The 11,579-nt window shown below is 65.3% G+C and carries 11 protein-coding genes; 6 read left to right on the top strand and 5 right to left on the bottom strand.

What is annotated here, in order from left to right:
* Position 1 precedes the first annotated feature (1 nt).
* Entirely contained in the window at positions 2 to 1,126 is a 1,125-nt protein-coding gene (tal, locus tag F562_RS0106260) for a transaldolase (RefSeq protein WP_018156082.1), read from the bottom strand.
* Position 1,127: 1 nt separating this feature from the next.
* A complete protein-coding gene (tkt, locus tag F562_RS0106255) occupies positions 1,128 to 3,269 on the bottom strand; it encodes a transketolase (protein ID WP_018156081.1) in 2,142 nt (713 codons plus the stop codon).
* Positions 3,270 to 3,400: 131 nt separating this feature from the next.
* Between tkt and F562_RS0106250 the strand changes: the two genes are divergently transcribed.
* Positions 3,401 to 4,339, top strand: coding sequence for a heme o synthase (locus F562_RS0106250; protein WP_018156080.1), 939 nt, complete (start codon positions 3,401 to 3,403; stop codon positions 4,337 to 4,339).
* A 13-nt stretch (positions 4,340 to 4,352) separates the two neighbouring features.
* Here F562_RS0106250 and F562_RS18265 read toward each other — a convergent pair whose 3' ends face one another.
* The 3 genes from F562_RS18265 to F562_RS0106235 all read right to left on the bottom strand — a co-directional run bounded on the left by F562_RS18265 (position 4,353) and on the right by F562_RS0106235 (position 6,803).
* Positions 4,353 to 5,240 (bottom strand): COX15/CtaA family protein, encoded by an 888-nt coding sequence (locus F562_RS18265; protein ID WP_018156079.1) that lies wholly within the window; start codon positions 5,238 to 5,240, stop codon positions 4,353 to 4,355.
* Positions 5,241 to 5,340: 100 nt separating this feature from the next.
* Positions 5,341 to 6,099, bottom strand: coding sequence for an ABC transporter permease (locus F562_RS0106240; protein ID WP_018156078.1), 759 nt, complete (start codon positions 6,097 to 6,099; stop codon positions 5,341 to 5,343).
* Positions 6,096 to 6,803 carry an ABC transporter ATP-binding protein gene (locus tag F562_RS0106235; RefSeq protein WP_018156077.1) on the bottom strand — a complete coding sequence of 236 codons (708 nt, stop codon included), beginning with the start codon at positions 6,801 to 6,803 and terminating at the stop codon, positions 6,096 to 6,098. The genes F562_RS0106240 and F562_RS0106235 overlap by 4 nt, the downstream gene beginning before the upstream one ends.
* 167 nt (positions 6,804 to 6,970) lie before the next feature.
* On the opposite strand from F562_RS0106235, the gene F562_RS0106230 reads away from it, so the two are divergent.
* The 5 genes from F562_RS0106230 to sufC are packed head-to-tail and all read left to right on the top strand — an operon-like array spanning position 6,971 to position 11,576.
* Complete coding sequence (locus F562_RS0106230) at positions 6,971 to 7,768, top strand: helix-turn-helix transcriptional regulator (RefSeq protein WP_425386850.1); 798 nt, start codon at positions 6,971 to 6,973, stop codon at positions 7,766 to 7,768.
* On the top strand, positions 7,765 to 9,183 hold the full coding sequence (gene sufB, locus F562_RS0106225; RefSeq protein WP_018156075.1) for a Fe-S cluster assembly protein SufB: 1,419 nt from the start codon (positions 7,765 to 7,767) through the stop codon (positions 9,181 to 9,183). The genes F562_RS0106230 and sufB overlap by 4 nt, the downstream gene beginning before the upstream one ends.
* 58 nt (positions 9,184 to 9,241) lie before the next feature.
* On the top strand, positions 9,242 to 10,441 hold the full coding sequence (sufD, locus tag F562_RS0106220; protein ID WP_018156074.1) for a Fe-S cluster assembly protein SufD: 1,200 nt from the start codon (positions 9,242 to 9,244) through the stop codon (positions 10,439 to 10,441).
* Positions 10,442 to 10,798 (top strand): non-heme iron oxygenase ferredoxin subunit, encoded by a 357-nt coding sequence (locus F562_RS0106215; protein WP_018156073.1) that lies wholly within the window; start codon positions 10,442 to 10,444, stop codon positions 10,796 to 10,798.
* 16 nt (positions 10,799 to 10,814) lie between these two features.
* Entirely contained in the window at positions 10,815 to 11,576 is a 762-nt protein-coding gene (gene sufC / locus F562_RS0106210) for a Fe-S cluster assembly ATPase SufC (RefSeq protein WP_018156072.1), read from the top strand.
* Positions 11,577 to 11,579 lie beyond the last annotated feature (3 nt).

Raw genomic sequence — 11,579 nt, 5'->3', positions numbered from 1 at the left:
CTCAGGACTCCTTGCTGGACGCAGCGGCGAGAGCCTCGCGGACACTCGTCAACAGTTCCTCCCACGACACGTCGAACTTGGCGACGCCCTCTTCTTCCAGCACGTCGACCACCTGGCTGTACGAGACACCAACCCGTTCCAGGTCATCCAGAACCTTGCGCGCCTGGTCATAGGCGCCGGTGACCTGGTCACCGCGAGCCTCGCCGTGATCGGCCAGCGCGTCGAGAGTTTTCGGCGGCATGGTGTTCACGGTCTGGTCGACCGCAAGATCAACGACGTAGAGGGTGTCGGAGTAGTCCGGATTCTTCACGCCCGTCGAGGCCCATAGCGGACGCTGCACGTGGGCGCCATCATCGGCGAGGGTCTGCCAGCGCGAGGTCGAGAAGACCTCCTCGAATGCCTGGTAGGCCAGTCGCGCGTTGGCGACTCCGGCCTGGCCCTTGAGAGCAGTGGCCTCGTCGGTGCCGATGGCGTCCAACTGATTGTCGATCTCGCTGTCGACCCGGGAGACGAAGAAGGAGGCCACCGAGCGGATGGTTGACAAGTCGACCCCTCCCTGGCGAGCCTGCTCGAGGCCGGTGAGGAAGGCGTTCATGACGCCGCGGTAGCGGTCGAGGCTGAAGATCAGCGTGACGTTGACGCTGATGCCTTCGGCAAGCGCCGCGGAGATGGCCGGCAGACCCTCGACAGTCGCCGGAATCTTGATCATGGCGTTCGGGCGATCGACGGTCTGCCAGAGTTTGCGAGCCATCTCGATGGTCGCCTTCGTGTCACGCGCCAGCCGTGGGTCGACTTCGATCGAGACCCGACCGTCCTGCCCGTCGGTGGAGTCGAAAACCGGACGCATGACGTCGCACGCGGTGCGTACGTCGTCCGTCGTGATCGCGAAGACCGCCTCGTCGACGTCGGCGCCCTTGGCCGCGAGGTCACGGACCTGCGCGTCGTAGGCGGAGCCGTCCTTGAGCGCGCTCGCGAAGATGGTCGGGTTGGTCGTGACCCCGACGACTCCCTTGGTGTCGATGAGTTTCTGCAAGTCACCGTCGTTGATGAGCGACCGGCTGAGATCGTCGAGCCAGATCGAGACGCCGATGTCGGACAGTGCTTGAACACGAGGGTTGGTGGTCATATCAGTTGCCTCCTGCGGCGGAGATGGATTCGTTGGCGGCGGCGACGACCGCCTCTGGCGTGAAGCCAAATTTCTGGAAGAGCGTGGCACCGTCAGCGCTGGCGCCGAAGTGATCGATGGCGACCGTCCGACCGGCGTCGCCCAGCAGCTCGTGCCAGCCGAACGGTGTCGCAGCCTCGACGCTCACCCGGGCACGGGTTGCGCGCGGCAGAACCTCTTCGCGGTATGCGTCGGACTGAGCCGCGAACCACTCGCGGCATGGCATCGACACAACACGGGTGCCAATGCCGTTGTCCTGCAACGCTGTTCGGGCCTCGAGTGCCAGCGAGACCTCGGACCCGGTAGCGATGAGGATGACCTGAAGGTCGCCATCGGCCTCGGCCAGGATGTAGCCACCCTTGGCCGTGCCGTCTGCGGAGCCGAGAACATCACGGTCAACCGTGGGCAGATTCTGCCGTGACAAGCACAGTGCGGCGGGGTGATCAGTGCTCTGCAGCACGGTCTTCCACGCCACCGCAGTCTCGTTGGCGTCCGCGGGACGGATGACGTCGAGGCCGGGAATGGCGCGGAGTGCGGCGAGGTGCTCGATCGGCTGGTGGGTCGGGCCGTCCTCGCCGACACCGATTGAGTCGTGGGTCCAGACGTAGGTGACCGGCAGCTTCTGGATTGAGGCAAGGCGGACCGCGGGCCGCATGTAGTCGGAGAACACCAAGAAGGTGCCGCCGTAGGGCTTGGTCAGACCTTCGAGGGCGATGCCGTTGAGGATCATGCCCATGGCGTTCTCACGGATGCCGAAGTGCAGGGTGCGGCCGTATGGCCCGCCCTTCCAGCTGTCGGTCTGCTTGCTCTCCGGGACGAAGGACGGTTCGCCGTCCATCGTGGTGTTGTTGGAGCCGGCGAGGTCGGCCGAGCCGCCCCACAGTTCAGGCAGGACCGGAGCCAGTGCCGTGAGGATCTTGCCGGACGCGGCGCGCGTCGCGACACCCTTTTCATCAGTGGGGAAGACGGGGAAGGCGTCATCGAAGCCCTCGGGCAGTTCCTTGGCCGTCAGGCGATCGAGCAGGGCGCGACCCGTCGGGTTGGCATCCGACCAGGTCTTGAAGCCCGAGTCCCACGCAGCATGGGCGCTCTTTCCGCGCTCGGCGGCGTTCCCGCGGGAGTGCTCCAGGACCGCATCGTCGACCGCGAAAGACTCTTCGGGGTCGAAGCCCAGCAGCGTCTTGGTGTTGGCGATCTCATCTTCGCCCAGCGCGCTGCCGTGCGATTTTCCGGTGTTCTGCTTGGTCGGCGCAGGCCAGGCGATGATGGTGTGGAGCACGACGATGGTGGGCTTGTCGGTGACTGATCTGCCCGCCTCGATGGCCGCGAGGAGGGCATCGACGTCCTCGACGTAGCCCTCGCCAGCGCGCCAGTCGACCGTGTGGACATCCCAGCCGTAGGCCTCGTAGCGCTTGGCGACATCCTCAGAGAAGGACACGTCGGTGTCATCCTCGATAGAGATCTGATTAGCGTCGTAGATCAGGGTCAGGTTGCCGAGTTCCTGGTGGCCCGCGAGTGAACTCGCTTCGGAGGCAACGCCTTCCATGATGTCGCCGTCTGAGGCAAGTACGTAGACGTGGTGGTCGAAGGGGCTCTGACCAGGAGCGGCGTCAGCGTCGAACAAGCCTCGCTGGCGACGGGCGGCCATTGCCATTCCGACAGCGGAGGCCAGGCCGGAGCCGAGCGGCCCGGTGGTGATGTCAACGCCGTCGGTGTGGCCGACCTCGGGGTGGCCGGGAGTCAGGGAGTCCCAAGTACGAAGCGCCTCGAGGTCCTTGAGTTCAAGGCCGATACCGGCCAGGTAAAGCTGGACGTACTGCGTCAGGCTGCTGTGCCCACACGACAAGACAAATCGATCGCGACCGAGCCAGGTGGGATCGGCGGGGTCGTACCGCATGACGTTCTGGTAGAGCAGGTAGGCAACCGGGGCCAGGCTCATGGCCGTGCCGGGGTGGCCGTTACCGGTGTTCTGAACAGCGTCTGCCGCGAGAAGTCGAGCGGTGTCGACTGCACGGACGTCGAGATCGGTCCATCCAGCCTGGGTGGCGATTGGGGCGGCAAGGCTGGTGTCGCGCGAGCTCGTGTTCGCGGGGTCCTGGGGCACGATGTGTCTCTCTTTCCGGTTTGGCTACGCGTCGTGTCAGACCGAGCCTAGACCTGCAATGGGCGGGCGAGCATGCCCCGTCCCGCGAGATAGACTCTCGTGTTGTGACCGCTACTGACCCGCGCTCTGCCATGTCGCAGGAGACAAGCGGCTCAAGCGAACCCCCACGGGGCGCCCGCCAGGTGGTTGCCGACTACGTCTCCTTGACCAAGCCGCGCATTATCGAGTTGTTGCTGGTCACGACCTTCCCGGTGATGTTTCTCGCCGAACGAGGCGTACCCGATGCGTGGCTGATCATCGCCACCCTCGTCGGTGGGACCTTGGCGGCCGCGTGCGCCAACACGCTGAACTGCTATCTCGATCGGGATATCGACCGCCTCATGCACCGCACTGAGGGGCGGCCACTCGTCACCGGCGCGATCTCACCGCGGGCGGCCTTGATCTTCGGCATGGTGCTCGGGCTGGGCGCAGTTGTCTGGCTCGGTTTCCTCGTCAACTGGCTTTCGGCATGGCTCGGGCTTGGCGCGATCGTGTTGTACGCCGGCTTCTACACCATCGTCCTGAAGCGACGAACCTCACAAAACATCGTGTGGGGCGGAGTTGCTGGCTGTATGCCGGTGTTGATCGGCTGGTCCGCGGTCACGAACTCCGTGAGTTGGGCGGCTGTGGTGTTGTTCCTCGTGGTGTTTTTTTGGACGCCACCGCACTACTGGCCCCTCTCGATGCGGTTCCGGGATGACTACGCCAACGCGGGCGTCCCGATGCTTCCGGTGATCGCTCAGGACACCAAGGTCGCCTGGCAGATCGTGGCATACAGCTGGGCCACGGTACTGACCTCGCTAGCGCTCATTCCGGTGGCTGACATGGGCTGGATTTATGCGGTCACCGCGGTCCTGACTGGCGGCCTCTTCCTGTTGGAAGCTCACCGCTTGCAGCGCCGCGCGGAGGATGGCTCATCACTGACCGAGTTGCGCCCCATGCGGCTGTTCCACTACTCGATCAGCTATTTGACGCTGCTCTTCCTCGGCGTGGCCATCGACCCGCTGCTGCACCTGCCCATCTTGGGCTGAGTAGCCGGTCGTCTCAGGCTCGTTCGCGCAGCGTCAGGGCCGCCCAGGTCACGGTGACGACGAGCAACGATGCCAAAAGCATGTGGATGAGCACGAGTACCCAGGGCACGCCCGTGAAGTACTGCGTGTAGCCGACCAGTCCTTGAAGCAAGGTCACGCCGAGAACGGCGAGCCAGGCGCGGCGTACCCGGCGGGGCACGTCGAGAACGTGCACCGCGACGAGCACGGCCACGACCAGGCCGCAGAAGAGCATGACGGCATCGGCGTGTAGCCACGACACAGAGCGCACGTCGAAGTCGAAGCGAGGCGTCTCGGCGTCGCCCGAGTGCGGGCCAGCGCCGGTGACGATAGTGCCGAGCACCAGGACGAGCGCAGCGACGGAGGAGACGCCGTACGCCACCCACCGCACCGCGTTGGGCACGATCGCCGTCGGTGGACCGTCGCCTTCTTGGGTCACGCGATAGAGCAAGTAAGTCGAGAACGACACCAGCACCATCGACGCGAGGAAGTGCAACGCCACCGTGACAGGGCTCAGGCCAGTGAGCACGGTGATGCCACCGATGACGGCCTGTAGTCCGACCCCGACCAAGGGGAGGAGGGACAGCCTGCGCAACTGGGGGCGGTCGCTCGCGAACTTCCAGATCGCCACGATGACCAACAGCGCCGCGATCGACACCACGCTGGTCAACATTCGATTGCCAAACTCGATGACCTTGTGGATGCCTTCTTCCTGGCCCTCGACGGGGACGAAGGAATCCTCGGTGCATCGGGGCCACGTGGGGCACCCGAGGCCGGAGCCGGTCAGGCGTACCAGCCCTCCGGTGACGACGATGCCGACCTCGGCCACGAGATTGGCCAGCAGTATGCGGCGCAGCCAGATAGCGGAAAGGTCAGTTGGCACCCGAGGAGCATAGGCGGCGGCTCGCGCCGGACCTGCTAGCGGGCGGGGGTGGTGCGGGGGGACACGCTCACGTGTGCCCAGAGCGGTGACCCTAGCGGTCTTAGTCGCTCCAGCGGAAGGTGCGGGCGACAACGGCAGTACCCATGAGCCCCCAGACAAGCAGAACACCGATCTCAAGTCCGGGGAAGGCGCCGTCGAAAAGTGCGGTGCGCAGACCGTCGCCCAGGGCACCCCAGGGCAACCAGGAGGAGACTGTTGCGAGGGCGCCCGGCAACAAATCCGTGGAGAAGAGCAGACCACCGCCAATCACCAGGAGGACCCAGATCAGGTTGGCGAGAGCCAAGACCCCTTCAGCCCGGACGGCACCAGCCATGGCCAGGGCGAGGCAGACGAAGACCCAAGCTCCCAGGACCACCACCACCAGCGCCGCCGGAAGGCCGGCCGCCTGCGGACGCCAACCCAGCACGGCGGCGAGGCCACCCAGGACCACGACCTGGGATGCGATCACAGTCAGGACGGCGATGGCCTTGCCCGCGAGCAGGCCGCGCGGGCCTAGCGGACTCACGCCGAGCAATCGCAGCAGGCCGTATCGCCGGTCGAAGGCGGTGGCGATGGCTTGCCCGGTGAATGCCGTCGAGACGACCGCGAGGGCGAGAACCCCAGGGGCGACGATGTCGATCCGTCGGCCGGCGCCAAGGTCAGGCACTGAGGTGTTCACCATGCCCACTAGCGCGAGGGCGGGCAGGATCACCGACACCAACAGTTGTTCGCCATTGCTCAGGAGCGTGCGGGATTCAAAGGCGGCCTGGGCGCGTACGCAGGCCATCGGGCGTGCCGCGCCCTGGTCGGTCTGGTTCACCTGACGTCCTCCGTCAGGGTGAAGTACGTGTTTTCGAGACCGCTGCTGCCGCCAACCTCGGTCACAGATCCGTCCGCGACGACCGTGCCTCTGGCCAGAACCACCACGTGGTCAGCGAGTCGGTCGGCCTCATCGAAGGAGTGGGTCGACAGGACCACGGACGTCCCCTCATCGCGGGTCTCGCCGATGAGCGACCAGACCTCGCGGCGCGCGTGCGGGTCGAGGCCCGCAGTCGGCTCGTCGAGGAAGAGGACCTGCGGACGACCCACCAGAGCGGAGGCCAGTGCGAGTCGTTGCCGTTGGCCACCCGATAGTCGGCGTACTGCGGTGCCGGCGAAGGCGTTGATGCCCAGGCGATCGACGAGCGCATCGACATCCGCGGGGCGGGCATACATGCGGGCAAGGTGACGCAGCAGGCGTACGGGGCGCGTTGCTCCAGGCAAGCCGCCGTCCTGCAACATCACGCCGACGCGCGCGCGATGATCGGCATCGGCCCGCCACGGGTCGATGCCCAGCACGCGAACGGTGCCGGAGTCCGGGTGGCGCAGGCCCTCGGCCACCTCCATCATGGTGGTTTTGCCAGCACCGTTAGGCCCGAGGACGGCCGTGACCGCACCGGCCGTGGCATTCCAGGTGGCGCCGTTGAGCGCGACAACGGGGCCGTAGGCACGGCGCAGGTCGCGAACGACAACGGACGGGGTCACGGGATGGGAGTCTAGGTGGCCGCCGCCCCCTCGCCTTAACTGCGTTAGGTGCCCTTGACCGGGAAACTTCCCAGTCAGGGGGCACGTGACGCAGTCAAGGCGGGTCTGGAGCCGGGTTAGGTTTGCCTGCCTGTTCCTGTCGCCACCATTTAGGTCACACTGGTGTTGTGATTTTCGCTCCGGGTGCTCCTACGGACCCGGCGCCCCTGTCTCGGACGGGCGTCGGAGTCGGGACCGTGGCGCGTCATCACAGCGAAACCACCACTCGCCAACGACTGACGGCGACGGTGTCTGAACACGGTCCCATCACCGCTGGGGAACTCGGCAAGCGCCTTGGCTTAACACCGGCGGCCGTTCGGCGGCACCTCGACGCGCTCGCTGAGGACGGACTCGTGGAAGAACACGAGAAGGCGGGGGACATCGCCCGTCGCCGTGGCCGTCCCGCCCGCGCGTACGTTCTGACCGAGTCTGGCCATCGCGATCTGCACGATGACTACCGCGACCTCGCGGCTGATGTCCTGAGGTTTCTAGGTGAGCACGGAGGCGACGACGCAGTGCTCGCTTTTGCGCGTCAGCGAGCCGATCAACTCGCGGTGGCGTTGGCCGAAGCGCGAAACTCGACTCTTCCGGTCGCCGAGCGTGCCGAGATCCTCGCGGCCGGTTTGCGTCGGGAAGGTTTCGCCGCCTCGTCGCGCCCGGTCGGTGAGGGAACACCTTTGTCGGGTGTGCAGTTGTGCCAAGGGCACTGTCCTGTACGCGACGTCGCGGCCGAATTTCCAGCCCTGTGCGATGCCGAGACGGAGATGTTTTCCGATGTTCTCGGCGTTCATGTTCAACGCCTTGCCACCCAGGCCAAAGGCGATCACGTCTGCACCACGTTTATCCCGCTCGCCACGCTCGGCTCTGCCGCCGAGTCTGGTGGGCACCCCCGTACCCCCTCCGCAACCGAAAGGGATTCGCGATGAGCACCATTGAAGAGCTCAACCCGGGGCTGAAGGACCTTGGCCGTTATGAATACGGCTGGGCCGACAGCGACACCGCCGGCGAGACCGCCCGCCGAGGTTTGTCCCCCGAGGTCGTTGAGGACATCTCCGGCCGCAAGAACGAGCCGCAGTGGATGCACGATCTGCGCCTGAAGTCGCTCAAACTTTTCGGTAAGAAGCCCATGCCGACCTGGGGCAGCGACCTCACGGGGATCGACTTCGACAACATTAAGTACTTCGTGAAGTCCACCGAGAAGCAGGCGACCACGTGGGACGACCTGCCCGAGGACATCAAAAACACCTATGACCGGCTCGGCATCCCGGAGGCGGAGAAGCAGCGCCTCGTCGCGGGTGTGGCCGCACAGTACGAATCTGAGGTCGTCTACCACCAGATCCGAGAGGACCTGGAAGAGCAGGGCGTCATCTTCGTCGACACCGACACCGGGCTGCGCGAATACCCCGAGTTGTTCCAGGAGTACTTCGCCTCAGTCATCCCCCCGGGTGACAATAAGTTCGCGGCGCTCAACACCGCAGTGTGGTCCGGCGGGTCGTTCATCTACGTCCCGAAGGGCGTGCACGTCGATATCCCGCTGCAGGCCTACTTCCGGATTAACACCGAGAACATGGGCCAGTTCGAGCGGACGCTGATCATCGCCGACGAGGACTCCTCAGTTCACTACGTCGAGGGCTGCACCGCGCCGATCTACCAGACCGACTCGCTGCACTCGGCCGTCGTGGAGATCATCGTGAAGAAGAACGCCCGCGTTCGCTACACGACAATTCAGAACTGGTCGAACAACGTCTACAACCTCGTCACCAAGCGCGCGACCTGCGATGAGGGCGCGACGATGGAGTGGATCGACGGCAACATCGGGTCCAAGGTCACGATGAAGTACCCGGCCGTCTTCCTGCTGGGCGAGCACTCCAAGGGGGAGACCCTTTCGGTCGCCTTCGCCGGTGAGGGCCAGCACCAGGATGCCGGCGCCAAGATGGTGCACCAGGCGCCGCACACGTCCTCGACGATCGTGTCGAAGTCCGTGGCACGTGGCGGCGGTCGAACCTCCTACCGCGGGCTGGTGCAGGTGCTGGAAGGCGCCGAGCACAGCAGGTCCTCGGTCGTGTGTGACGCGCTGCTGGTTGACCAGATCAGCCGCTCGGACACCTACCCCTATGTCGACGTCCGTGAAGACGACGTGCAGATGGGTCACGAGGCGACGGTCTCCAAGGTCAGCGAAGACCAGTTGTTCTATCTCCGTAGTCGCGGGATGTCGGAGACCGAAGCGATGGCGATGATCGTGCGCGGCTTCGTCGAGCCCATTGCTCGCGAGTTGCCGATGGAGTATGCCCTCGAACTCAACCGTCTCATCGAACTGCAGATGGAGGGTGCGGTCGGCTGATCGACGAAGACCCCGTCTTCGCAGCCGAACTGCCCGCTCCCGGAAGGAAATCCGTTAGATGTCCCTGCTCGCGCAAGAGAGCAAGTCTCATGTCGACCCGGCCACTTCGGCCTCGGGTTCGACGATCCCAGCCCAGTCCCGCGCCGAGCGCTTGACCTCCTTCGATGTCGCCGACATCCCCATGCCCCATGGGCGAGAGGAGGAGTGGCGCTTTACGCCGATCGACCGTCTTGCCGGGCTCCTCACGGACGAGCCGACCGATGATCGGGACGGCGACCCCGCCGTCTCCTTCGACGTCGACTCGCTCGGAGACCTGGTGGCCGGGACGCTCGCCCCGGGTCAGGCGCCGCGCGGCAGCGTGCTTGTACCAGCCGACCGGGGTGCAGTCGTGGCGTCGGCCAACACCCCTGAGGCACTACACGTCAAGATCCCCGCCGACCATGTCGCGGAGCAACCGCTGCGCGTGAACGTGCACGGCAACGGTGCGGGGCGGCGCAGCAACGCCCACTACGTGCTTGAGGCGGGCGCGCACAGTCAGGCGCTGGTGATTTTCGACCACACCGGGTCGGCGGATCACACCGGCAACCTCGAAGTGGTGGTCGGCGATGGTGCGCAGTTGACGGTCGTCACTCTGCAGCGCTGGGATGACGACGCCAATCACCTGGGTCAGCACGACGCGGTCGTGGGCCGGGACGCGGCATACAAGCACATCGCCGTGACCCTGGGCGGCGGCATTGTTCGGCTGAACAGCAACGTCTCCTACGCCAGCGTTGGCGGCGAGGCCACGCTGCTGGGGGTCTACTACGCCGACTCGGGTCAACACTTCGAGCACCGCTCGTTCGTCGACCACAACGCGCCGCGCGGGACCTCGTTGGTGACCTATAAGGGTGCGCTGCAGGGTGAGACCGCCCGCACCGTGTGGGTCGGCGACGTCCTGATTCGCGCTGAGGCCGAGGGTATCGAGACCTACGAACTCAACCGCAACCTCATCCTGACGGACGGGGCGCGCGCGGACTCGGTCCCCAACCTTGAGATCGAGACCGGAGAGATCGAGGGTGCGGGCCACGCCTCCTCGACGGGTCGGTTCGATGACGAGCAGTTGTTCTATCTGCGCTCGCGTGGCATTCCGGAGAAGGACGCCCGGCGGTTGGTCGTCCGTGGCTTCTTCGCCGACATCATCAGCAAGATCGGTGTCCCCGAGGTCATCGAAACGCTGATGGAGGCGATCGAGGCAGAACTCGCTCAGGCGGGGGAGTGAATGGCTGAGACATCCCAGGAGCAGCAGGCAGACATCCGTGTCTGTCGGCTTGATGAACTCCCCATCGGTGAGGCGGCCGCCGCCGAGATCGACGGCACGCGGGTAGCGATTGTCCGCACCAGCGAACGTGAAGTGCACGCGATCAACGACCGCTGCAGCCACGCCAACGTTTCGCTGTCTGAAGGGGAAGTCGATGGCTGCTCGCTTGAGTGCTGGCTGCACGGCTCCCGTTTTGACCTGATCACTGGCGCTCCCACCAGTTTGCCCGCGACACAACCGGTCGCCGTTTACCCCGTGCGCGTTGACAACGACGAGGTCTTCATCTCGATGACTCCGCGCCCCACGACGAACAGCTAAAGGAAGAAAGACAGACATGAGCACACTCGAGATTCGCGACCTTCACGTCACGGTCGACACCGAGCAGGGCACCAAGGAAATCCTCAAAGGCGTTGACCTCACCGTGAACTCGGGCGAGACGCACGCGATCATGGGCCCGAACGGCTCGGGCAAGTCCACGCTGGCGTACGCCATCGCGGGGCACCCGAAATACACCGTGACCAAGGGCTCCATCACCCTCGATGGTGAAGACGTGCTCGACATGGAGGTCGACGAGCGCGCCCGAGCCGGCCTGTTCTTGGCCATGCAGTACCCCGTCGAGGTCCCTGGTGTGACGGTGAGCAACTTCCTGCGGACCGCCAAGACCGCACTCGACGGTGAGGCGCCCAAGCTGCGAACCTGGGTCAAGGACGTCAAGGGCGCCATGGAGGACCTGCGGATGGACCCGGCGTTCGCTGAGCGCAATGTCAACGAAGGTTTCTCTGGCGGCGAGAAGAAGCGGCACGAGATTCTCCAGATGGAGCTGCTCAAGCCAAAGATCTCCGTGCTGGACGAGACAGACTCCGGCCTGGACGTTGACGCGCTGCGCGTGGTCTCCGAAGGAGTGAACCGCGCGAAGGGCAACACCGACCTCGGCGTCCTCCTCATCACCCACTACACCCGCATCCTGCGCTACATCCAGCCTGACTACGTCCACGTGTTTGTCGCGGGTCGCATCGTGGAGCAAGGCGGGTCCGAGCTGGCCGACCGTCTTGAAGAAGAGGGCTACGACCGTTTCCTGGAGAAGGCGGGAGCCTGAGCG

Origin of the sequence: Demetria terragena DSM 11295, assembly GCF_000376825.1 — a bacterium.
In the GTDB taxonomy this organism is placed as follows: domain Bacteria; phylum Actinomycetota; class Actinomycetes; order Actinomycetales; family Dermatophilaceae; genus Demetria; species Demetria terragena.
The sequence above is the reverse complement of the archived record's forward strand: the minus strand, read 5'-3'. Positions and strand labels throughout refer to the sequence as shown.